The organism is Mitsuaria sp. BK037, assembly GCF_014193045.1.
Classification (GTDB): domain Bacteria; phylum Pseudomonadota; class Gammaproteobacteria; order Burkholderiales; family Burkholderiaceae_C; genus Roseateles.
Window position 1 is genome coordinate 604,401 of sequence record NZ_JACHYS010000001.1, and the last position, 22,903, is coordinate 627,303.

The window sequence follows — 22,903 nt, forward strand, 5'->3', positions numbered from 1 at the left end:
TGGCGTCAGGCCTCGGCGCCGTCGTCCGACTTCTTGATCCGGACCGGGCCCCGCTTCTTGGGGGCGTCGCCTTCCGCGGCGGCCTTCTTTTTGGGGGCGGGTTTGTCGGCCGGCGTCTCGGTGGCCGCCGCGTCGGCGTCCAGGTCGTCCTGCGAGATCACGCGGGAGTAGGGCGCCAGGATCTGCACCAGCGGGCCGTAGATGCGCGGCGTGCCGGCGACGATCTCGCGCTGGTGCAGGAAGTCCGGCTCACCGGTGAAGTTGCCCACCAGGCCGCCGGCCTCGGTGATGATCAGCGAGCCCGCGGCCACGTCCCACGGGTTCAGGCCGGTCTCGAAGAAGCCGTCGTAGTGACCGGCCGCCACGTAGCAGAGGTCCAGCGCCGCGGCGCCGGGGCGGCGCACGCCGGCGACCTGCTGCGAGATCTCCTCGAACATCTTCAGGTAGCGCTTGAAGTTGTCGCCGCGGCGGAACGGGAAGCCGGTGCCGATCAGCGCATCGCTCATGCGGGTGCGCTTGGACACGCGGATGCGCTTGTCGTTGAGGAAGGCGCCGCGGCCGCGCGTCGCGTAGAACAGGTCGTTGCGGGTCGGGTCGTACACGACGGCCTGCTGCACGACGCCACGGTGCGCCAGCGCGACCGACACGCAATAGAAGGGCAGGCCGTGAATGAAGTTGGTGGTGCCGTCCAGCGGGTCGATGATCCACTGGAACTCCGAGTGCTTGGCGCCGTGTTCGCGGCCGGACTCTTCGGCCAGGATGCCGTGGTCGGGGTAGGCCTGCAGCAGCGTCTCGATGATCGCCTGCTCGGCGGCCTGGTCCACTTCGGTCACGAAGTCATTGGGCGACTTGGTGTTGATCTTCAGGATGTCCAGGTCCAGCGACGCGCGGTTGATGATCGCGCCGGCGGTACGCGCCGCCTTGATGGCGACGTTGAGCATGGGATGGAGGGCGGCTTGCGTCATGCGGGACGATTCCTGTGGAAGAAGTGGACTGGCGAAGGGAAAGAGCAAGCGCCGGACGTCGATGTCGACCAACGTCCGGCGCGGATAATGCGCGATTTTGGCACAGACTCGTGGTTTCCCCTATGCCCCCGGCTGACTCCGGCCTGAACGCAACCCCCCTGGCGTCCGATCCGACACGCTTCGTGCTGATCGAGACCAGCCATCCCGGCAACGTCGGCTCGACCGCCCGGGCGATGAAGGTGATGGGCTTCCGCGACCTGGTCCTGGTGCGTCCGCGCTTCGCGGACGTGCTCAGCCAGGAGGAGACCGTCGCGATGGCCAGCGGCGCGGCCGACATCCTCGCCCGCGCCCGCATCGTCGACCGGCTGGAGGACGCGCTGGACGGCTGCACCTTCGTCTGCGCCACCGCGATGACGCCGCGCGATTTCGGTCCGCCGACCCACCAGCCGCGCGAGCTCTTCGCGCGACTCGCCAATCCCGCCGACCCCGCCGACCCCGCCGGCCACCCCCATCGGGTGGCCTTCCTCTTCGGTTCCGAGCGCTACGGCATGAGCAACGAGGATGTCTATCGCGCGCATGCGGTGCTGTCGATCCCGACGCATCCCGACTACGGCTCGCTGAACCTGGCCCAGGCGGTGCAGCTGCTGGCCTACGACTGGCGCCAGGCGCTGGGCGGCTACGAGGTCGCGGCGCGCACCGCCGATCCGCAGCTGGCCGACGCGCGGGCGGTGCAGGGCCTGCTCACCCATCTGGAGGGCAGCCTGGTTCACCTGGGCTACCTGGATCCCGCCGCGCCGAAGAAGCTGATGCCGCGGTTGAACCAGCTCTTCAACCGCGCCGGGCTGACGCAGGAAGAGGTCCACATCCTGCGCGGCATCGCCCGTGCGATCGAGAAGACCCGCCCGGCGGCGGACACGCCCCCCGCACTCGGGGGAGACGAGTAGCCGGACGTGCTCCCCATAAGGCCTGAGGCGGGCAAGGTTGAGGCCCGCCGCTAAACTGGCCGACCCTCATCACCGAGCCCCACGCGGGCTTGCATCGGGTTCCCCCACCATGTTCCAGCGTCTTCGCGAAGACATCGCCTGCATCCTCGAACGCGACCCCGCCGCCCGCTCGGCCTGGGAGGTGCTGACCTGTTATCCGGGTCTGCATGCGCTGATGGTGCATCGCTGCGCGCACTGGTTCTGGACCCGTGGTTTCCGGTGGCTGGGGCGCTTCACCTCGCACATCGGCCGCTTCCTGACCGGGATCGAGATCCACCCCGGCGCGACCATCGGCCGGCGGGTCTTCATCGATCACGGCATGGGCATCGTCATCGGCGAGATGACCGAGATCCACGACGAGGTCACGATCTACCAGGGCGTCACCCTGGGCGGGACCTCGCTGGTGAAGGGCGCCAAGCGGCATCCGACGCTGGAGCGCGGTGTGATCGTCGGCGCCAACGCCTGCATCCTCGGCGGCTTCACCGTCGGCGAGGGCGCGCGGGTCGGTTCCGGCGCGGTCGTGACCAAGCCGGTGCCGCCGGGCGCGACGGCGGTCGGCAACCCGGCCCGGATCATCGAAGCCAAGGTCGAGGCGCAGCGCGAGGAGGCCGCGGCCCGCATGGGATTCTCGGCCTACGGCGTGACGCAGGGCGACGACCCGGTCGCGCAGGCCATGAAGGGCCTGATCGACAACGCGGCGGGGCACGAGCACCAGATCGCGCTGCTGTGGCAGGCGATCGCGAAGCTGTCGGAGGCGGAGCGCAAGGACTGCGTGCCGCAAGAGGCCCAGCAGGCCGAGAACTTCGACGCCGCCGAGCTGTCGAGATTGGTGAAGTGAGTCGCTGACGCGGCGCTCTCCAACTCCCTCTCCCCCTCGCGGGGGAGAGGGAATGAGAGATCAGTGATGGTGGCCGTGATCGCCGTGGGCGTGGCCGTGCTCGATCTCTTCCTGCGTGGCGGCGCGCACGTCCTTGACCTTGACGCTGATCTTCAGGTGCTGGCCCGCCAGCGGATGGTTGCCGTCCAGGTGCACGGTGTCGCCCTTGATCTTCACGACGGTGAAGACGTGGAATCCGTCATCCGCGGCCGGTTCCTCCTCGCCCTCCTTGGCCTGGCGGATCTGCAGCTGGCCGCCGACCTTCACGCCGGGCGGGAAGTCCTTCTTGGGGATGGTGATCAGCAGGCTTTCGTCGCGCTCGCCGAAGCCGGTCTCTGGCGTCAGTTCGATGGTGGTGGCGAAGCCCTTTTCCTGACCTTCCAGCGCGGTCTCGATGGCCGGCAGCGTGTTGCCGTAGCCGCCGATCAGCAGCGCCATCGGCTCGTCGGTCTTCTCGATGACCTGGCCGAGCTTGTTGGCGACCTTCAGCTCGACGGTGGCGATGGTGTCCTTGGTGATCTTCATGGGGTGTCGTTTCTCGTTGGGGCTTCTCGTGGAAGCGGTTGAAGCGTCGGCGGGGCAGGGGCCTGCGGCGGCCGCCGTCGTCGCGGTCACGCCGGACGCGGTGGGCGCTGCGCGGTCTTGGGACGGAACGCGGCGCAGACCGCGTCGCGGGTTTCCAGATAGGGGCCGCCGAGCAGATCGATGCAGTAGGGCACCGCGGCGAAGATGCCGCTGGCCGCGGCGTGGCCGGCCAGCGTCTCCGCGATTGCCTTGGGCTGACCTGGCAGGTTGATGATCAGCGCGCGGCCGCGGATCACCGCGACCTGCCGGGAGAGGATGGCCGTGGGCACGAAGTGCAGCGAGATCTGCCGCATCTGCTCGCCGAAGCCCGGCATCACCCGGTCGGCGACGTCCATCGTCGCCTCGGGCGTGACGTCGCGGATCGCGGGGCCGGTGCCGCCGGTGGTCAGCACCAGGTCGCAGGCGGCCTCGTCGACCAGGTCCCGCAGCGTGGCGGCGATCTGCTCGCGCTCGTCGGGGATCAGCCGCGGCTGGAACTCGATCGGATTGATCAGCGCGGAGCGCAGCCAGTCCTGCAGCGCGGGCAGGCCCTTGTCCTCGTAGACGCCGCTGGAGGCGCGGTCGCTGATCGAGACGATGCCGATCCGCACCGGCTCGGGCGGGGGCAGCGCGGCGGCGTCGACCGGGGCGGCGTCACTCATCGTCGCTCTCGTCGTCACCATCGTCCGCGGCGTCTTCGTCGCGCGACCCGCCCTTGGCGGCCAGCAGGTGCGCCTTGATGAACTGGAACAGCTCGCGCCAGGCGCGGCCGTTGCGCTGCTCGACCGCCTGCGCGCGGTCCTTGCGGGCGGCGCGGATCAGGCTGCGCAGTTGCTGCACGTCGACCGCTTCGAAGCTGTCGATGAAGCCCTGCAGCGCGTTGTCGTCCTCGACGAGGCGGTCGCGCCAGCGCTCGGCCTGGTGCAGCTCGAGCGAATCCTGCGCGCGACCAAGCTTGAACTCGGCCACGGCCTCGCGGATCGGCGCTGGATCGACCTGGCGCATCAGCTTGCCGATCAGCTGCAGATGGCGCTTCTTGCCGCTGCGGGCGGTGCCGGCCACGATGCGGCGGCCTTCCTTGATCGCGTCCATCAGCGCCTCGGGCAGGTCGAGCGCGGCCACGCGCTTCTCGGGCAGCGTCAGCAGTTCGGCGCCCAGCGCCTGCAGCGCGTCCATGTCGCGCTTGAGCTGGCTCTTGCTGGGGCGGTCGTCTTCGAAGTCGTCGAAGTCCGCGCGGTCGTCGTGGTCGTCGTGATCGGGGTGCATGGGGGAAGAAAGCGAGAAGCCCCGACCGGAAGGGGCGGGGCACAGCGCCCGTATGATAGTCGCCACCCCGCCGCGGCCTCGGATCTCCCCAGGCCGCGCTGCTTTCACAGAGACCGCATTCATGAGTCAAGCCGAGCAAGGATTCGCCTACAGCCAGGACCATTTCCGCCAGTTGATCGAGGACGTCCTGGCCGAGGCCAAGCGCCTGGGCGCCAGCGACGCCGGCGCGGAAGTGTCCGAGGGCAGCGGCATGTCGGTGTCCGTGCGGCGCGGCGCGCTGGAGAACGTCGAGCGCAACCGCGACAAGTCGCTGGGCATCTCGGTCTACCTGGGCCAGCGCAGAGGCAACGCCAGCACCTCGGACTTCTCGCCGCAGGCGCTGCGCGACACCGTGCGCGCCGCCTACGACATCGCCCGCTTCACCGCCGAGGACGAGTTCGCCGGCCTGCCTGACGAGCAGGACCTGTCGCTGGACGAAGCCGCGCGGCCGTCGCTGGACCTGTTCCATCCCTGGGCGATCACCGCCGAGCAGGCGGCCGAGCTGGCGCTGCGCTGCGAGGACGCGGCGCTGAAGACCGACCCGCGCATCACCAATTCGGAAGGCGCGGCGGTGTCGGCGCAGCAGTCGCACTTCTTCTCGGGCAACTCGCGCGGCTTCCGCGGCGGTTATGCGAGTTCGCGGCATTCGGTGTCGGTGGCGCCGATCGCCGGCCGCGGCGCCGGCATGGAGCGCGACGCCTGGTACAGCTCGATGCGCGACGCGGCCGAGCTGTCGTCGCCCGAATCGATCGGCCGCTATGCCGCCGAGCGCGCGCTGGCCCGCCTCAAGGGCCGCAAGGTCAGAACGGCGAGCGTGCCGGTGCTGTTCGAGGCGCCGGTCGCCGCCGGCCTGCTGGGCGCGCTGGTGCAGGCCACCAGCGGCGGCGCGCTGTACCGCCGCGCGAGCTTCCTGCTCGACAGCCTGGATCAGCAAGTCCTGGCACCGCACGTGGAGGTGGTCGAGGACCCGCATGTGCTCAAGGGCAAGGGCAGCTCGCCCTTCGACGACGAAGGCGTGACGACCAAGGCCCGCACCGTGGTCGAGGCCGGCGTGCTCAAGGGCTACTTCCTGTCGACCTACTCGGCGCGCAAGCTGGGCATGCGCACGACCGGGCACGCCGGCGGCTCCCACAACCTGACGATGCGCAGCAAGGCCACCGCGCCCGGCGACGACCTGCCGACGATGCTGCGCCGGCTGGGCACCGGCCTGTTCGTGACCGAGCTGATGGGGCAGGGCGTCAATTACGTGACCGGCGACTATTCGCGCGGCGCGAGCGGCTACTGGGTCGAGAACGGCGTGATCGCGCATCCGGTCCACGAGATCACCATCGCCGGCAACGTCAAGGAGATGTTCCAGCAGATCGTCGGCATCGGCGCGGATACCTACACGCTGGGCAGCAAGACGGTGGGATCGATCCTGATCGAGCGCATGAAGCTGGCCGGCGCCTGAACGGCCCGGGCTGCTCCGTTTTCCGATGAAGCGGCGCCTCGGCGCCGCTTCTGTTTTTTCGCGCCGCCGTCCTGGGCGCCCCCCGGGCTTGTCAGGTTGACGCCAGCCCGGCGGTGGTTAATCCTGCGTGCGCCCAAGGCCGCCCCGGGAGGGTGGTCCATACCAACGAAAGCAGCGAAACAGGAGACTTCATGGAGCGTCGTTCCTTCGTCAAGAATGCCGGCCTGGCCGGCGTGCTGGCCGCCGGTGCGGCCCCGGCCATCGTGCATGCGCAGGCCAACATCCGCTGGCGCATGGCTTCGAGCTTCCCCAAGCAGCTCGACACGATCTACGGCGGCGGCGAGGTCTTCGCCAAGAAGGTCAGCGAGCTCAGCGGCGGCAAGTTCCAGATCAGCGTGCATGCGGGCGGCGAACTGATGCCGGCCTTCGGCGTCGTCGACGGCGTGCAGAACGCGACGGTGGAGATCGCGCACACGGTGCCGTACTACTTCTTCGGCAAGGACGAGACCTTCGCGATCGGCGCGTCGATCCCGTTCGGGCTGAACTCGCGGCAGATGACCGCGTGGACCTTCCACGGCAATGGCCTGAAGCTGATGCGCGAGTTCTACCGGAACTACAACATCATCAACTTCCCCGGCGGCAACACCGGCGCGCAGATGGCGGGCTGGTATCGCAAGGAGATCAAGTCGGCGGCCGACTTCAAGGGCCTCAAGTTCCGCATCGGTGGCTTCGCCGGCCGGGTGATCGAGCGCATGGGCGGCGTGCCGCAGAACCTGCCGGGCGGCGAGCTCTATTCGGCGCTGGAGAAAGGCACGATTGATGCGGCCGAGTGGGTGGGACCGTATGACGACCTGAAGCTGGGCTTCAACAAGGTCGCGCCGTTCTACTACTACCCCGGTTGGTGGGAAGGCGGCCCGCAGGTCGACTTCTACATCAACACCAAGGCCTACGAGGGCCTGTCGGCGGAGTACAAGGCGATCGTCGAGGCGGCCTCGGCCTACACCCATGTGGACATGCAGGCCAAGTACGACGTGCTGAACCCGCAGGCGCTCAAGCAGCTGGTGGCGGCCAAGACCAAGCTGATGCGCTTCCCGAAGGATGCGATGGACCTGGCGTTCAAGGAGTCGATGGCGCTGTACAGCGAGCTGTCGGCGAAGAACCCGAACTGGAAGAAGGTGTACGAGGATTACGCCAACTTCCGGCGCGACCAGAACCTGTGGTTCCGCTTCGCGGAAGCGGGCTTCGACGACTTCATGCAGTCGCAGCGGTTCTGAGCGAGCTCAGGCCTGATTGAAGCGAGCCGTGTCCGGGAGGGCACGGCTTGTTGGCTTTTGGAGGGGCGTGTTGCTGACCAGCCGGAAGCGAGGCATCGCGGGTGGCCGGATCTAGTCGTCAGCTTCGTCCCGAATCCGCGTTTTGCTTGGCCGCGCGCACCATCGCGCGATAGTCCATCAGTCTTCGAACTAGATCCTCGTCCCGAGCGTAAAAGACCTCAGGGCAGGGGGTGGTGGGACGAACGGCGTTGACGATCAACTGCCCAAGGCGTAGGTCAGGTGACTCTTCCCAAGCGGCTCGCAACGCTGACAGGATCTCGTCGATTCGGGCGGGATTTCGCATGGGGCAAAGCCTACTCCAAGCAGCCGTCCGACTGGCCCCAAGTCGATTCATTGAAAAGAGAGACAGCCTCGGCCGCGGCGCTCAACTGCGGCGGCCGGCCACGCCCATCGGCCCGTTCATTTGATGCGGCGGTCGTAGTGCCATGCTCGCAGCTTGCTGGCCGTGATGTCCTTGATCGCTGGATGGATCGGATTGATGAGCACGTTCGATTCTTCGGGAACGATCACCGACGGCACCACCAGGAGCGGTGATTCGCCTTGCGTCAGCCATGCGTCCCCGATGTCCAGCGAAACCCGCCCCTCGGGAATAGCGCTCCAACCCGGGTTCAGGTCTTCCGCCCGAAGAACGGACTTGCAGGCCCACACCTCCTCCGGCACGTCGATCCGAATGAGATAGCGATTGAGCGGGAGCGAGCCATCTTGCAGATGCACGACAGTTTCCAGGCAGGACAGGGAGGCGGTGACCGAGGTGTAGACAACCGGACGCCCAGCACGATTCCAACGGCCGCCCGAGATTTCCGCGCCCTTGCCGCTGAGGTCCTCGGCCAGGTACTCGCGGGTGTCCGTCGCGATCCGCCAGAGCTGGATGCTCACGCGTAGGCTCCACTCTGCATGCGCGCGATCAGGTTGGACACCAACTGCTGACCTTCCGCGGTATCCATGAAATCAGCGGGCTTCCTGCCTCCCAACGCCGGCAGCGGACGATCCAGCCACGTCGCGGTCCAGGCGGGTGCATCGAAGTCCGTCGGGTCGCCGGACTCCTCGACCATCGCCTGCACCTGGCCGACCAGGCGCGCCATGCCGATGACCTTCGAGCTTTCGTCCGGCGAGAGCAGCTTGTTCTCGCGAGCCTTGCGCTCAACGGTCGCACGCGCCAATCCGAGCGTGCCCAGAAACTTCTCCTTCGGCATCGCCATCTGCTTCGCGAGGTCTTCTACGACGCAGGGATGGATGCCCTGCTTGACGATGACGACCCGTTCCATGGGCTCGGCGTAGAACAGGATCCGGTAGGTCTCGGCGTTCAGATGTTCCGTGCAGGCGAACGCCAATACCTTCCTGGTCGATGTGAGCCGTCCGCTCTGGGTGAGCGCCTTGGATGAGGTCTTCATTGCTTGGCGTGCTGCTGAAATCGACTTGGCCATGATGCGCTCCTTCGAGCGCTCAGTATTGCTCATTTGAGCGGGCGATGCATCCATGGCGGAGCCCGGTGGGAATGGCCAGCTAATTCCAGGGGGCGCGGAGCGGGGTAGGGAAGGGCTTGCTCGCATGAAGCAAGTGTTCTCCCTTCACCGATGGCGAGCCATCCGTCAAAGCTGCGCTGATGACGTCATGGGCGACGTGAGCGAGTGGGGCCGCCGACTGGAATCAGTGGGGATATGTCCACAGCACTTGCCGCGCGCGTCCCCTCAATCCGCCCCAGTCCTTCGCCCCAACACCTCCTGGATCGTCCGCGTCAGCGCCCCCAGCTCGATCGGCTTGGCGACATACCCCTGGAACCCCGCCGCCAGTCCCTCCTGCCGGTCCGCGACCATCGCGAAGGCCGTCAGCGCCAGCGCCGGCAACTCCTCCGCGCTGCCGCCCGGCAGCTGCCTCACCGCCCGGATCAGCGAGCGGCCATCCATCTCCGGCATGCCGATGTCGGACACCAGCAGGTCGAAGCGCTCGCCGTCCGTCAGGCGCGACAGCACCTCCGCCGCGCTGCCCGCGACGCTGACCTTCGCGCCCAGCCGGCTCAGCGCCACCTGGCCCACTTCGCGCGCGTCCTCCTCGTCATCGACCAGCAGCACCCGCACGCCCGACAGCGTCTCCTCCGACAGCTCCACCGGCGCCGCGCTCGGCGGTGGCGGCAGGGCCTGGTCGGCCAGCATCGGCAGGCGCAGCTCGAAGCAGGCGCCGCCGCCCGGGCCGGGACTGGCGGCGCTGATGCGGCCCTTGTGCAATTGCGCGATGGCGCGCGCGATCGCCAGGCCCAGGCCGAGGCCGCCGACCTTGCGTGTCGACGAGCCGTCCTCCTGCCGCAGCCGGTCGAAGACATAGGGCAGGAATTCCGGCGAGATGCCGCGCCCGGTGTCCTGCACGCGCAGCAGCGCCTCGCCGTCCGCGACCTCGACCTGCACGTCCACGCGTCCGCCGCCGTCGGTGAACTTGATCGCGTTGCCGATCAGGTTGGTCAGCACCTGCGCCAGCCGCTGCGCGTCGCCGGCGATCCACACCGGCTCGGGCGCGGCGCAGTTCAGCGCGACGCCCTTGCCCTGCGCCTCGTGCAGCGCGCCCAGCACCGACTCCGAGGCCAGCGCCGACAGGTCCAGCGGCGCCGTCTGCAGCACCAGCTTGCCGGCGGCCACCGCGCTCATGTCGAGCAGGTCGTTGATCATCCGGCCCTGCAGCTGCGCATTGCGCCGGATCACCGCCGCGGCCTTGCCCAGCATCGGATGCGCGTCCGAGAAATTAGACAGGATGTCCGCCCAGCCGGTGATCGCGCTCAGCGGCGAGCGCAGCTCGTGCGACAGCACCGCCAGGAACTGGTCCTTGAGCTCGTTGGCCCGCTCCGCCTCTTCCTTGCCCTGGCGCAGCGCCTGCTGCGCCTCGTAGGCCGGCGTGGAGTCGCGGATGATCTTCGAGAACCCGGTCAGCGCGCCCGACGCGCTGAACAGCGGCGTCACCACGCCCTCGGCGCGCAGCCGCGTGCCGTCCTGGCGCATCAGCCAGCGGTCATCCCGGGCCGCGCCCTGCGTCAGCGCGAGCGCCAGTTCGTTCTCGAGCACGTCGGCGGCGCGGTCCTCCGGCGTCAGCAGGATCTCCGCCGACATGCCCCGCACCGCCTCCAGCGCATGGCCGAAGATCGTGCCGGCGGCGCGGTTCCAGTCGCGGATCCGGCCCTCGGCGTCGAGCAGGATGACCGCATGGTCCTGCAGCGAATCCACCACCCGCGCATATAGCGCGTCGGCCTCGCGCAGCTGCGCCTCGACCTGCCGCTGCGCGTCGCGCTGGCGCACCTCGCGCAGCGCGCGGTCGATGGCCACCGGCAACCGCGCCAGCCGGCCCTTCATCACGTAGTCGGTGGCGCCGCGCTTGAGCAGCTCCACCGTGTTCTCCTCGCCGATCACGCCCGACACGAAGATGAAGGGCGTGCCCGGCACCAGCCGCTGCGCCAGCGCCAGCGCCTCCGCGCCGGTGAAGCCCGGCAGCTGGTAGTCCGACAGGATCAGGTCGAAGCGCTGCGTCTCCAGCGCGCCCAGCAGTCCCGGCTCGTCCTTCACCCAGGTCACGCGCGCCCGCGGATGCGTGGTCTCCAGCGAGGCCAGCAGCAGCTCCGCGTCGAAGGTGGAATCCTCCAGCAGCAGGATCTCCAGCGGCGGCGCGTCAGCCGAGACGGCGGATGCGGCGCTGGTCGGCGCGCCGGGCGGGGGAAGGGGCGCGGAATCTGCCATCGGTTCATTCATAACGCCGCGCGGCGCGCAGCGAGCCCGGTGGCGGCTCGTTCAGCACCGCCCAGAACACGCCCAGGTCGGCGATCGCGGCGACGAACTGCTTGAAGTCCACCGGCTTGACCACGTAGGCATTCACCCCCAGCGCATAGCTCTGCACCACGTCCGACTCCGTCTGCGACGAGGTCAGCATCACCACCGGGATGCTCTTGAGCGCCTCGGTGGCGCGCACCGCCTTGAGCACCTCCAGCCCGTTGACCTTGGGCAGTTTCAGGTCGAGCAGGATGACCGCCGGATTGCCCTCCGCGCGGTCGGCATGGGCGCCTTCGCGGTTGAGGTAGTCCAGCGCCTCGGCGCCGTCGCGCACGATGATCACCTCGTTGGCGAGCTGGCTGCGTTCGAGCGCGACCAGCGTCAGCTCGAGGTCGCGGGCGTCGTCTTCGACAAGCAGGATGGGCTTGAGCATGGCGTTCGGCTTCAGGAATCAGGAGAGAGGGAATCGGCGGCGCGAGGCGCCCCTGCGCCGCCGGGGGACAGTGATCCGTGGGTGTCGGTGTTGGTCTCGGCCGCCGCGTCGCCCTCGGGCGCCTGGGCCTCCTGCATCGCGCGCGTGGGCAGGGTGAAGCTGAAGCGGGCGCCGCGCTCGGGCTCGCCCCAGGCGTCGACCTGGCCGCCATGGCGCTCGACGATGCGCCGCACGCTGGCCAGGCCGATGCCGGTGCCCTCGAAGCTCTCGCTCTGGTGCAGCCGCTGGAACACGCCGAACAGCTTGCCCACGTACTTCATCTGGAAGCCCACGCCGTTGTCGGCGATGCTCAGGCCCACGCCGGTCTCGTCCTCGACGGCGCTGATCTCGATGCGCGCGACCTCGCGCGGACGCGTGTACTTCACCGCGTTGGCCACCAGGTTGCGCACGGCCACCTGCAGCAGCACCGGGTCGCCCCACAGCCGCGGCAGCGGCCGCTGGATCACCCAGTCGATGCGGCGGTCCTTGTTCATCGCGTTCTGCTCGGCCACCAGGTCGTCGATCAGGGGACCGGTGTGGATGGACGCATGCTTGATCGCCGAGCGTCCCATCCGCGAGAAGTCCAGCAGCGCGTCCACCAGCTGACCGGCATGGGCGGAGGCCTCCTTCACATGCGCGAGGTAGCGCTGCGAGCGGGCCGACAGCCCCTGGCCCTCCATCTCCAGCACCAGGTCGACGAAGCCCGCGATGTGGCGCATCGGCGCGCGCAGGTCATGCGACACGGTGTAGGAGAAGGCTTCCAGCTCCTTGTTCACGCGGCCGAGCTCCATGGCCACCTCGGCCATCTCCTCGGCGCGGCGCAGCACCACGCCGATCAGCGCCTGCCGCAGCTCCTGCACCGCATGGACCTCGCCCGAGGTCCAGGGCAGGGAGCGGCCGCCGACCTGCTCCTTCCAGCTCGAGAAGCTGCGGCGCGGATGCAGCCGCGTGTCGCGCTCCGTCGTGGGTGTCTTGTGCGGATTGCCGGCCCACACCACGGTCTGCACGATCTCGGGACGGAACCAGACGATGTGGTGGCGATGCAGCCGGGAGATCGAGATCGCCAGCACGCCCGCGGTGCCGGCCAGCGCCGCGGCCAGCGACGGCGGCGCGTCCAGCGCCAGGCGGTCGCTGTGCCAGACCGGGTCGGCGCGATTGGCCAGCCACTGGCCCAGCGTCAGCAGCGTCTCGCGGTCCGGTGTCTCGCCCACCGACCAGCAGCTGTCGTTCAGGATCACCGCCGCGCCGCAGGCCCGGCCCAGTCGCAGCAGCGGCCCCGGCTCCTCCACCAGGCGCTGCAGCGTCGCGTCGCTGTCCGCCAGGTGCGCGACGATCGCCAGCGTCAGCTGGCGCAGGCGCAGCTGCTCGGTGACCTGCTCGTTCTCTTCCTTCGCCTCGATCTGCAGCGACAGCAGCTGCCCCAGGTGCTCACAGGCCATGCGCGTCTGCCAGGACAGCTGGCGCGGCGCGTGGTCGTGGCAGGACACCAGCCCCCACAGCTGTCCGCGCACGATGATGGACACCGACATCGACGCCAGCGTCCGCATGTTGCGCATGTATTCGAGGTGGACCGGCGACACGCTGCGCAGCGCGGCCTGGGACAAGTCCAGCGCCGTCCCGTCGCGGCCGTCGACGAAGCGCACCGGCACCGGCTCGTAATGGGCGTCGGCGATCAGGCGGATGTGGTTGAGGCGGTACAGCTCGCGCGCCTGCGGCGGGATGTCCGAGGCCGGGAAGCGATGGCCGGCATAGGCGTCGTAGCCGCCGTCGAGCGCCTCGGCGAGCACCTCGCCATGGCCCTCGGCATCGAAGCGGTAGGCCAGGCAGCGGCCGAAGCCGGTCAGGCGCTTCATCTCCGCGACCACCACCCGGCACAGCTCGTCCACCGCGGCGGTGCGCTGCATCATCGGCACCAGGTGCCGGGCCAGGCTGTAGATCGGCGCCCGGTTGCCGCTCTCCTCGACGTCGGCCTCCAGCTCGAAATAACCGCGCTCGCCGAGCCGATGGCCCGACACATGCAAGCGACGCCCCCCGATCACCAGCGTGCCGCAGGACACCGGGCCCTCGCCGTCGATCCACGCATGGCGGGCCGCGCGTACCGGATCGAGCACGCCCTCGATGCGCGCCGGCAGCAGGTCGCCCGACTCCGGCAGCAGCGTGCGCCAGTTCTCGCTGTAGGCGACCAGCGCGCCATCGCGCCAGTCCACCGCGACCAGCCAGCCGTGGGGCTGGATCGCGCCGGGGATGCGGATCGGCTCATTGGCGCACTGCGCGATCTGGCGGTCCATCGACGTCGGCGACGGCCCCTGGCTCATGGTGGCGACGTCCCCGTTCATTGCGGGGTTGCGACCGAGGTGGCCGCGGCGGTCGAGACGAATGACATCGACGGAGCGGTCGATGCGACCGGCAGGTCCGGCGCCCCGGCGCCCACCGACGCGAAGGTCTCGATCAGCGCCTGGAAGGTCTGGACGGCCGCGCGGCAGGCGGCGTTGCGATCTGTCTCCTCGGCGCCGGCCTGCGCATCGGCGAGCTGTCGGAACTCGCGCCACATCGCGCCGGTGCGCTCGCCGAAGCCGTGGAAATAGGCGGCGCCGCGCTCCGGGGTCAGGCCGTGCCGCGCGAGCAGCATCGGCGTCAGCACCTGGCCGCCCAGCGCCGAGCCCTCCAGCACGTACAGCGAGCCGAAGGCGGCGGCCGGGCTGTCCAGTCGCAGCCGGTGCTGCGAGGCCCGGGCCGCGGCGCGCATCGTGTCGTCGTGGGGGAGCGCGAGCACGGCCAGGTCGTGCGCGGCGAACGGGGCGCGCCGGCGCGCGTCGAACCACGGCCGCAGCGACTCGGGCAGCGCGTGGCGCACGCGCTGTTCCCAGAGCTGAAGGAATTCATGGAAGCCGCGCAGGATCCGACCGTAGCGTGCGAGCGGCATCGGCGCCCCGAGCCGGAGCAGCGCCTCGATCTCGTCGTGCAGGGGGGCGGTGCAGCGGCGCAGGCGGGGCAGCAACTCGGTGGAAATGGGAGCGTCGGTCGTCGTCATGGAACTCGGCGGGCGGTCGGGCGCGCGGACGGCGGGGGCGGCGCGAGGGCCGGACCCGGTCGCCAAGGCGCGGATTATGGTCAGAAAGGCGCAGGGCAAAGATCCGTCCCGACCCGGGGTGGAATCGCCGTCCCCCCATTCCGGTGGCAGCCTGAAGCGTCGTTCGTTCCTCGGCACGCCGAAGATGGCGAGGGCACGGGAATTGCCAACAGAGGGCCATGCCTGCCCGTCGAGCGCCGCTGGCGCGCATGTACGGGAACTTCTCCGTGGACCTCTTGCCGCAGGGTTTGCCATGCAACCGTACGCCGTCATCGTCGACGACAACCTCGAATCCAGCGAGACGCTGGCCATCCTTCTGGAGCTGGAGGGCTACACCGCCGCCACCGCCGCGACCCTGGCCGAGGCGCGCGCCCGCATTGCCGCGCGGCGGCCGGACGCGCTGATCCTGGACCGGGCACTGCCGGACGGGCAGGGCATGGACTTCGTCAGCGAGGCGCTCAGCGGTGGTCCGATGACGATCGTCATGCTGACCGGTACCTCGGATCCGGGCGATGCCGCCGAGGCGATCCGGCGCGGCGCCAGCGCCTACCTGGTCAAGCCCGCCACCATCCAGCAGCTCAAGGCGGTGCTGGACGAGGCGCAGCAGGGCGTGCGTCAGGCTGCCTGAACCTGGCGCGACGCCGTCTGGGAAGGCCTCGGTGCGGGGCCGTCGCAGGACGGTGACGTGTCGGGGTATGGGGGAGGGGTTTTCGCGGCCTGCCGGGAAAATCTCTCCCCCATGCTGGCGCAGAGAGATGGCAGGAAGGTAGCGCTTCAGCAAGCACCGAGCGCCGTGGGGAGTGAGAAGACCCTCACCCCTCCCTCTCCCGCAAGCGGGAGAGGGTGAAACTCCCCCCGTCCTCTCGCACGCACAAGGGGCACATTCATCCCCTCGCCCCCAGAGGGGGAGAGGGTTAGGGTGAGGGGGTTCCCCCTCGTTCGACGTGTCAACGGAAATCGTCGAGCTGGATCCCGTGCCGGTGCAGCTTGTCGTACAGCGTCTTGCGCGGCGTTCCCAGCAGTTCCATCGCCGCCGGCACCTTGCCGCCGGAGCGGCGCAGCGCCTGCTCGATCAGCGCCTTCTCGACCATCTCCATCTGGCGCGCCAGCGCCAGGTTGGGCACCGCCTGGATCGCGGCGGTGGAGTCCAGGTCGTCCAGCGCGAGCACGAAGCGGTCGGCCGCGTTGCGGATCTCCCGCACGTTGCCGGGCCAGTCGTGGGCCATCAGCTCGCGCAGCTTGTCCGGCGTGAGCTCGGGCGCCTCGCGCTCATAGCGCTTGCAGGCCTGCGCGACGAAGTGCTCGAACAGCAGCGGGATGTCCTCGCGGCGCTCGCGCAGCGGCGGCAGCACCAGCGTGGCGATGTTGAGCCGGTAGTAGAGGTCGCTGCGGAACTGCCCGCGCTCGCCCATTTCCTTGAGGTCGGCCTTGCTCGCGGCGATGAAGCGCACGTTGATGACCTGCTCCTCGTTGGAGCCCAGCCGCTCGACGCGGCGCTCCTGCAGCACGCGTAGCAGCTTGATCTGCAGTGGCACCGGCATGGTCTCGATCTCGTCGAGCAGCAGGGTGCCGCCGTTGGCATGCTCGATCTTGCCGATGCGGCGCTTGCCGGCCGAGGTGAACGCGCCCGACTCGTGGCCGAACAGCTCGCTCTCGAACAGCGCCTCGGGCAGGCCGCCGCAGTTGATGGCGACGAAGTGCCGGTCGCGGCGCGGGCTCTGGTCGTGCAGGCAGCGCGCGACGAGCTCCTTGCCGGTGCCGGTCTCGCCCAGGATCATCACGTCGGCCGAGGTGGAGGCCAGGTTCAGCACCTGGCGCCGCAGCTGCTGCATCGCCGGGGACTTGCCCAGCAGCGCCGCCTCGATGCCGCTGGCGGCCGAGAGCTGCGCGCGCAGTTCGTCCGCGGAGTGGCGCAGCATCCGCAGGTCCAGCGCACGGCGCGCGGTGTCCAGCAGCCGCTCCGGCGCGAAGGGCTTCTCGATGAAGTCGTAGGCGCCGTTGCGCATCGCCTGCACGGCCATGTTCACGTCGCCGTGCGCGGTGATCAGGATCACCGGGATCTGGGGATCGGTCGCCTGGACGTGCGCCAGCAGCGCGCGGCCATCCATGCCGGGCAGCCGCACGTCGGTGATCACGATCACCTGCGCGCCGGGCTGCACGTGCGGCAGCGCCTCCTCGGCCGAGCGGCAGGGCACGACGCTCAGCCCCTCGAGCTCCAGCGTCTGGGTCAGGCTGACCCGCACCGGCAGGTCGTCCTCGACGAACACGACCTTGTAGCCCTCAAACATACTGACCCTCCTCGGCCTGCCAGGTGTCGACCTCCAGGTCGAATTCGAAAATCATGCCCTGGTCCAGCCGGTGCGCCCGCAGCGCGCCGCCGAACTCGTGGACGATCTTGGACGAGATCACCAGTCCCAGCCCCAGGCCTTCGCCGGCGGGCTTGGTGGTGAAGAACGGCTCGAACAGCCGCGGCAGCAGCGCCTCGCTCAAGCCCGGCCCGCTGTCCTGCACCTGCACGAGCACGCGCCGGCCTTCGTCCGCCGGCACCGCCGCCACGCGCAGCCGGCGCGGGTCCTCGGGGCCGTCGGGCGGCGGCTCCGACGCGATCGCGTCGATGCCGTTGCCCAGCAGATTCACCAGCACCTGCTCGAGCCGGTTGGACTCGGCGCTGACGCGCAGCCCCGGCGGCACGTCGACCTCCACCGCCAGGTCCAGCGCGCGGGTGCGGTGTTCCAGCAGCAGCCGCGCGTTGTTCACGCAGGCCAGCAGCGACACGGCCGTGCGCGCCGGCTCCGCCTTGCGGGCGAAGCTCTTGAGCTGGCGGGTGATTTGTCCCATGCGCTCGACCATGTCGTCCATCGTCTGCAGGTTGTCCGCGACCGCTTGCAGGCGGCCGGCCTCCAGCAGCCGTTGCGAATTCCGTGCCAGCGCGCGCAAGGCCGTCAGCGGCTGGTTGACCTCATGCGACAAACCGGCCGACATCTGCCCCAGCACCGCGAGTTTGCTGGTCTGCAGCAGCTCGCCCTCGGCCTGTCTGCGCTGGGCGATCTGGTCGAGCAGTTCCTCGTTGATCTGGCGGAGTTCCGCCGTGCGTTCGTCGACGATTCTTTCCAGCTGCGCGTGCGCGTTCTGCAATTCGGTCTTGGCCTGGAAGAGTTGTCGCAGCGCGCGCCGGCGCGACGCGAGGTACAGCAGCAGCATCCCGATCGCCGCGCCGAAGGCCGCGCCGCTCCAGGCCGCCAGCCGCGCCTGGCGCCGCACCTCGGACAGGTCGGACAGCGCCAGCAGCCGCAGGCCCAGCGGCAACAGCTGGCGCTCCTGCGCCAGCAGCGTCGTGCTGGCCGGCGCCGGCGCGCGCACCAGCAGGCTGTTGTAGGCCTCCAGCGCGCCGGGCAGGCCCAGGTCCGGACCAACGCGCGGATAACGCGCGCTGGCCTGCAGCCGGTCGCGCTCGGACGCGTCGGCGCGGTTGAGCACCGCGTAGCGCCATTCCTCCACCGAGCTCATGATCACCACGCCCTGGTCGTCGGAGACCAGGATGCGCTCCCCCTGCGAACGCAGGCCCAGGTCGACCCAGGTGGATTCCAGCGGCGCCAGGTTGAGCTTGACCACGATCACGCCCTGCAGCTGCTGGTGGCGGCGCAGCGGATGCAGCAGGAAGAAGTTGGTCGAGCCGCTCAGCCCCGCCTGGCCGGCGTCGGAGGCGAAGAAGTGGTGGCGGTCCTGCTCGATGGCCTGCTGCAGGCGCAGCGGCGGGGTCAGCGGCTCGCTGGAGGCGAGCACGCGGCCCTCGGGATCGGCGACGAAGATCTGGGTCGTGCCCGCGCGCACGTTGACCCGCGCCAGCGCCAGGCTGGCCGACTTGCGCAGGGCCTCGTCGTCGGGATGCTCGACCAGCCGGGTGACGTCCCCGTCGATGGCCAGCAGGCTGGGCAGGTAGGCATGGCGGCCCAGCTCGGTCTGCAGGTTGGACGCGTAGAGCTCCAGCCGCTCGGTGGCCAGGGCGCTGAGCTGGTCGAGGCTGGCGCGCTCGCTGAGGCGGTGGCCCAGCAGCAGCCCCAGCAGCATCAGCACGCCGGTCAGGTAGAGGTAGAAGGTCGGCCGGCCCAGGAAGTACGCCAGCCGCTGGCGGGCGGAGGAGGTGGCGAAGGAGGAGGTGACGACCGGTTCCATGGGAGACGAAAAATCGCCGTCCAGTGTGCCCAAGTTGGCGCGCGCCTTGCACCCGGCGTACCGGCTTTTTTGCGACTGGCGAGGATTCGCCCGGCTGGCTAGGCGGTTTGTGCGGATTTCCGCACTTCGTTGCGTCGCCGAGACTGGGGAGACATGCCCGGCGGGTGCGCATGGTGGCGCCCGCGTCGGTGAATACCCTTGAAACGGACGGATTGGCACGCGGGTTGCACCCGCAAGCGCCGTCACGCGGCGCGAGCCGTGTCCAACAACATGCTGGGGCCTTATGGAGATACTTTTTCAGCAGATCATCAACGGGCTGGTGCTCGGGAGCATGTATGCCCTCGTCGCGCTGGGCTACACGATGGTTTACGGGATCATCAACCTCATCAACTTCGCGCACGGCGAGGTGCTGATGGCAGGCGCCCTGGTGAGCTGGACCGTCGTCACGGCGCTGGCTGGCCTGGGCCTGCCGGGCTGGCTGCTGATGATCATCGCGCTGGCCTGCGCGATCGTCGTCTGCACGCTGCTCAACTTCGCGATCGAGAAGATCGCCTACCGACCGCTGCGCAACGCCCCCAGACTCGCGCCGCTGATCACCGCCATGGGCATGTCGCTGCTGCTGCAGACGCTGGCCATGATCATCTGGAAGCCGAACCCCAAGCCCTTCCCGCAGCTGCTGCCCACCGACCCGATCCAGATCGGCGGCGCGGTGATCACGGTGACGCAGGTGCTGATCCTGGTCACCACGGTCGTGATCCTGGGCGGCCTGCTGTTCCTGGTGAACCACACCAAGATGGGACGCGCGATGCGCGCCACCGCCGAGAACCCGCGCGTGGCCGCGCTGATGGGCGTCAAGCCTGACGCGGTCATCTCGCTGACCTTCATCATCGGCGCCGCGCTGGCCGCGGTGGCCGGCCTGATGTGGGCCGCCAACTACGGCACCGTGCAGCACTCGATGGGCTTCATGCCCGGCCTGAAGGCCTTCACCGCCGCGGTGCTGGGCGGCATCGGCAACCTCGCCGGCGCGATGGTCGGCGGCGTGCTGCTCGGCCTGATCGAGGCCATCGGCGCCGGTTACCTCGGCGACCTGACCGGCGGCGTGCTGGGCAGCCATTACGCCGACATCTTCGCCTTCATCGCGCTGATCCTGGTGCTGACGCTGCGTCCGTCGGGCCTGCTGGGCGAACGCGTCGCCGATCGCGCCTGAGGAGCCACACATGCACAACAAATCCAAGCTGATCACCTTCCTGATCGCCGGCGTGCTGCTGCTGGTGCTGCCGCTGTTCGCGCAGTCCTTCGGCAATGGCCCGGTGCGCATCATCGACCTGGCGCTGCTGTACGTGCTGCTGGCGCTGGGCCTGAACATCGTCGTGGGCTACGCCGGCCTGCTGGACCTGGGCTACGTCGCGTTCTACGCGGTGGGCGCGTATCTCTTCGCGCTGCTCAACAGCCCGCACCTGGCGGAGAACTTCGAGCACATCGCCGCCGCCTTCCCCAACGGGCTGCACCTGCCGCTGCTGCTGGCCATCGCGCTGGCGGCGCTGCTGGCGGGGCTGTTCGGCGTGCTGCTGGGCGCGCCGACGCTGAAGCTGCGCGGCGACTACCTGGCCATCGTGACGCTGGGCTTCGGCGAGATCATCCGCGTGTTCCTGAACAACATGGAATACCCGTTGAACATCACCAACGGCCCCCGCGGCATCGGCCAGATCGACGGCGTCCACTTCCTGGGCTTCCAGTTCAGCCAGAACCACACCTTCTTCGGGATCGAGGTCAACTCGGTGTCGATGTACTACTACCTGTTCCTGGCGCTGGTGATCGCGTCGGTGGTGATCTGCTACCGGCTCGAGAACTCCCGCATCGGCCGCGCCTGGATGGCCATCCGCGAGGATGAGATCGCCGCCAAGGCCATGGGCATCAACACCCGCAACATGAAGCTGCTGGCTTTCGGCATGGGCGCGACCTTCGGCGGCGTGGCCGGCTCGATGTTCGGCGCCTTCCAGGGCTTCGTCTCGCCGGAGTCGTTCAGCCTGCAGGAGTCGGTGATGATCGTGGCCATGGTCGTGCTGGGCGGCATCGGCCACATCCCGGGCGTGATCCTGGGCGCGCTGCTGCTGGCGGCGCTGCCGGAAGTGCTGCGCTACGTCGCCGGTCCGCTGCAGGAGATGACCGACGGCCGCCTGGACGCGGCCATCCTGCGGCAGCTGCTGATCGCGCTGGCGATGATCGTGATCATGCTCATGCGTCCGCGCGGCCTGTGGCCGTCGCCCGAGCACGGCAAGTCGCGGCCGCTGCCGCCCGGGGCGCAGCCGCCCGCGAACGCCGGCAGCGCCATCAACGCCTGATCCGTGCCAGGAGCCAGAAAGAATGACTGAAACCGTACTGAAAGTGGCCGGCGCGTCCAAGCGCTTCGGCGGCCTGCAGGCGCTGTCGGATGTGGGCATCGAGATCAAGAAGGGCCAGGTCTATGGCCTGATCGGTCCCAACGGCGCCGGCAAGACGACCTTCTTCAATGTGATCACCGGCCTGTACGTGCCCGATGGCGGCACCTTCGAGCTGGGCGGCCAGGCCTACAAGCCGCAGGCCGTGCACCAGGTGGCCAAGACCGGCATCGCGCGCACCTTCCAGAACATCCGGCTGTTCGCCGAGATGACCGCGCTGGAGAACGTGATGGTGGGCCGCCATGTGCGCACCCATTCGGGCCTGATGGGCGCCGTGTTCCGCACACCCGGCTTCAAGAAGGAAGAGGCCGAGATCACCGCCCGCGCCCGCGAACTGCTGGCCTATGTCGGCATCGAGCGGCATGCCGACTTCAAGGCCCGCACGCTGTCCTACGGCGACCAGCGCCGGCTGGAGATCGCGCGCGCGCTGGCGACCGATCCCAAGCTGATCGCGCTGGACGAGCCCGCCGCCGGCATGAACGCGACCGAGAAGGTGGTGCTGCGCGAGCTGATCGACCGCATCCGCAACGACGGCCGCACCATCCTGCTGATCGAGCACGACGTGAAGCTGGTGATGGGCCTGTGCGACCACGTGTCGGTGCTGGACTACGGCAAGCTCATCGCCTCCGGCACGCCGGCGGAAGTGCAGCGCAACCCCAAGGTGATCGAGGCCTACCTCGGCGCCCACGCGGCGCAGGAAGCGCACGCGGCCCCCTGATCCCGACCTACGGAAATCGAAAAGATGGCAGACAACATCCTCCTCCAGGTCGAGGGCCTCAAGGTGGCCTACGGCGGCATCCAGGCAGTCAAGGGCGTGGACTTCGACGTGCGCGAGGGCGAGCTCGTCTCGCTGATCGGCGCCAACGGCGCAGGCAAGACCACCACGCTCAAGGCGGTCACCGGGCTGCAGCCGGTGGCCGTGGGCGACATCAAGTTCCTGGGCCGCTCGATCAAGGGCCAGGGCGCCTGGAACCTGGCCAAGCAGGGTCTGGTGATGGTGCCGGAAGGCCGTGGCACGTTCACGCGCATGACCATCACCGAGAACCTGCAGATGGGCGCGTTCATCCGCAACGACAACGAGATCCAGGCCGACATCGAGAAAGTCTTCGGCCTGTTCCCTCGCTTGAAGGAGCGCCGCGCGCAGCTTGCCGGCACCATGTCCGGCGGCGAGCAGCAGATGCTGGCGATGGGCCGCGCGCTGATGGCGCGTCCCAAGCTGCTGCTGCTGGACGAGCCGTCGATGGGCCTGTCGCCGATCATGGTCGACAAGATCTTCGAGGTCGTGAACGACATCCACCAGCAGGGCGTGACGGTGCTGCTGGTCGAGCAGAACGCCAGCCGCGCGCTGGAACTGGCCACACGTGGCTACGTGATGGAGTCGGGCGCGATCACGATGAAGGGCGACGGCAAGGCGCTGCTGAACGATCCGAAGGTGCGCGCGGCCTACCTCGGCGAGTGAGCGACCTCGCGACGGGACCCACCCGTCGCCGCCAACGACACAGGGCCCCGCTGGGGCCCTGATTCATTTG

The 22,903-nt window shown here is 69.1% G+C and carries 21 protein-coding genes; 9 read left to right on the forward strand and 12 right to left on the reverse strand.

Annotation, left to right across the window (positions count from 1 at the left end; all coding sequences use genetic code 11):
* Positions 1–5: 5 nt before the first annotated feature.
* Positions 6–965, reverse strand: a complete 960-nt coding sequence (locus FHT37_RS02695) for an inositol monophosphatase family protein (protein WP_091723668.1) — start codon at positions 963–965, stop codon at positions 6–8.
* Between the two features lie 122 nt (positions 966–1,087).
* Between FHT37_RS02695 and FHT37_RS02700 the strand changes: the two genes are divergently transcribed.
* On the forward strand, positions 1,088–1,909 hold the full coding sequence (locus tag FHT37_RS02700; protein ID WP_091723670.1) for an RNA methyltransferase: 822 nt from the start codon (positions 1,088–1,090) through the stop codon (positions 1,907–1,909).
* A 109-nt stretch (positions 1,910–2,018) separates the two neighbouring features.
* Positions 2,019–2,786: a serine O-acetyltransferase gene (gene cysE, locus FHT37_RS02705; RefSeq protein ID WP_091723672.1), complete on the forward strand. Its 768-nt coding sequence runs from the start codon at positions 2,019–2,021 to the stop codon at positions 2,784–2,786.
* Positions 2,787–2,846: 60 nt separating this feature from the next.
* Here the strand turns inward: cysE and FHT37_RS02710 are convergent, their stop codons facing one another.
* The 3 genes from FHT37_RS02710 to yjgA form a co-directional block, all read right to left on the reverse strand.
* The gene (locus FHT37_RS02710) at positions 2,847–3,350 is read right to left on the reverse strand and encodes a peptidylprolyl isomerase (RefSeq protein WP_091723675.1); all 504 of its coding nucleotides are present in this window, start codon (positions 3,348–3,350) and stop codon (positions 2,847–2,849) included.
* Between the two features lie 86 nt (positions 3,351–3,436).
* Entirely contained in the window at positions 3,437–4,051 is a 615-nt protein-coding gene (mog, locus tag FHT37_RS02715; protein ID WP_091723678.1) for a molybdopterin adenylyltransferase, read from the reverse strand.
* Positions 4,044–4,655 (reverse strand): ribosome biogenesis factor YjgA, encoded by a 612-nt coding sequence (gene yjgA / locus FHT37_RS02720; RefSeq protein WP_183478695.1) that lies wholly within the window; start codon positions 4,653–4,655, stop codon positions 4,044–4,046. The genes mog and yjgA overlap by 8 nt, the downstream gene beginning before the upstream one ends.
* Before the next feature lie 121 nt (positions 4,656–4,776).
* On the opposite strand from yjgA, the gene pmbA reads away from it, so the two are divergent.
* A complete protein-coding gene (gene pmbA / locus FHT37_RS02725) occupies positions 4,777–6,144 on the forward strand; it encodes a metalloprotease PmbA (protein WP_091723683.1) in 1,368 nt (455 codons plus the stop codon).
* Between the two features lie 191 nt (positions 6,145–6,335).
* Positions 6,336–7,418, forward strand: coding sequence for a TRAP transporter substrate-binding protein (locus FHT37_RS02730; RefSeq protein WP_091723686.1), 1,083 nt, complete (start codon positions 6,336–6,338; stop codon positions 7,416–7,418).
* Between the two features lie 459 nt (positions 7,419–7,877).
* On the opposite strand, the gene FHT37_RS02735 is transcribed toward FHT37_RS02730, so the two are convergent.
* The 6 genes from FHT37_RS02735 to FHT37_RS02760 form a co-directional block, all read right to left on the reverse strand.
* On the reverse strand, positions 7,878–8,354 hold the full coding sequence (locus FHT37_RS02735; RefSeq protein ID WP_183478696.1) for an RES family NAD+ phosphorylase: 477 nt from the start codon (positions 8,352–8,354) through the stop codon (positions 7,878–7,880).
* Positions 8,351–8,902 carry an antitoxin Xre/MbcA/ParS toxin-binding domain-containing protein gene (locus FHT37_RS02740; RefSeq protein ID WP_254783228.1) on the reverse strand — a complete coding sequence of 184 codons (552 nt, stop codon included), beginning with the start codon at positions 8,900–8,902 and terminating at the stop codon, positions 8,351–8,353. The genes FHT37_RS02735 and FHT37_RS02740 overlap by 4 nt, the downstream gene beginning before the upstream one ends.
* Before the next feature lie 264 nt (positions 8,903–9,166).
* Positions 9,167–11,191: a hybrid sensor histidine kinase/response regulator gene (locus tag FHT37_RS02745; protein ID WP_183478697.1), complete on the reverse strand. Its 2,025-nt coding sequence runs from the start codon at positions 11,189–11,191 to the stop codon at positions 9,167–9,169.
* Between the two features lie 4 nt (positions 11,192–11,195).
* The gene (locus tag FHT37_RS02750) at positions 11,196–11,654 is read right to left on the reverse strand and encodes a response regulator (protein WP_091723694.1); all 459 of its coding nucleotides are present in this window, start codon (positions 11,652–11,654) and stop codon (positions 11,196–11,198) included.
* Between the two features lie 11 nt (positions 11,655–11,665).
* Entirely contained in the window at positions 11,666–14,029 is a 2,364-nt protein-coding gene (locus tag FHT37_RS02755) for an ATP-binding protein (protein WP_255489476.1), read from the reverse strand.
* Complete coding sequence (locus FHT37_RS02760; RefSeq protein WP_183478698.1) at positions 14,026–14,724, reverse strand: biliverdin-producing heme oxygenase; 699 nt, start codon at positions 14,722–14,724, stop codon at positions 14,026–14,028. Before FHT37_RS02760 ends, FHT37_RS02755 begins: the two co-directional genes overlap by 4 nt.
* Before the next feature lie 292 nt (positions 14,725–15,016).
* Between FHT37_RS02760 and FHT37_RS02765 the strand changes: the two genes are divergently transcribed.
* Positions 15,017–15,391, forward strand: a complete 375-nt coding sequence (locus FHT37_RS02765) for a response regulator (RefSeq protein WP_175538209.1) — start codon at positions 15,017–15,019, stop codon at positions 15,389–15,391.
* Between the two features lie 319 nt (positions 15,392–15,710).
* Here the strand turns inward: FHT37_RS02765 and FHT37_RS02770 are convergent, their stop codons facing one another.
* Together FHT37_RS02770 and FHT37_RS02775 are read right to left on the reverse strand one after the other, a co-directional pair.
* On the reverse strand, positions 15,711–17,051 hold the full coding sequence (locus FHT37_RS02770; protein WP_091723698.1) for a sigma-54 dependent transcriptional regulator: 1,341 nt from the start codon (positions 17,049–17,051) through the stop codon (positions 15,711–15,713).
* Complete coding sequence (locus FHT37_RS02775; protein WP_183478699.1) at positions 17,044–18,936, reverse strand: ATP-binding protein; 1,893 nt, start codon at positions 18,934–18,936, stop codon at positions 17,044–17,046. Before FHT37_RS02775 ends, FHT37_RS02770 begins: the two co-directional genes overlap by 8 nt.
* A 283-nt stretch (positions 18,937–19,219) precedes the next feature.
* Here FHT37_RS02775 and FHT37_RS02780 point away from each other — a divergent pair, with 283 nt between their 5' ends.
* From FHT37_RS02780 to FHT37_RS02795, 4 genes are read left to right on the forward strand one after another with little or no spacing between them, the layout of a single operon-like run.
* Positions 19,220–20,143, forward strand: a complete 924-nt coding sequence (locus tag FHT37_RS02780; RefSeq protein ID WP_091723702.1) for a branched-chain amino acid ABC transporter permease — start codon at positions 19,220–19,222, stop codon at positions 20,141–20,143.
* 10 nt (positions 20,144–20,153) lie between these two features.
* Positions 20,154–21,278: an ABC transporter permease subunit gene (locus FHT37_RS02785; RefSeq protein ID WP_183478700.1), complete on the forward strand. Its 1,125-nt coding sequence runs from the start codon at positions 20,154–20,156 to the stop codon at positions 21,276–21,278.
* A gap of 22 nt (positions 21,279–21,300) precedes the next feature.
* Complete coding sequence (locus tag FHT37_RS02790; protein WP_091723707.1) at positions 21,301–22,092, forward strand: ABC transporter ATP-binding protein; 792 nt, start codon at positions 21,301–21,303, stop codon at positions 22,090–22,092.
* A 24-nt stretch (positions 22,093–22,116) separates the two neighbouring features.
* On the forward strand, positions 22,117–22,833 hold the full coding sequence (locus FHT37_RS02795) for an ABC transporter ATP-binding protein (protein ID WP_147242487.1): 717 nt from the start codon (positions 22,117–22,119) through the stop codon (positions 22,831–22,833).
* Positions 22,834–22,903 lie beyond the last annotated feature (70 nt).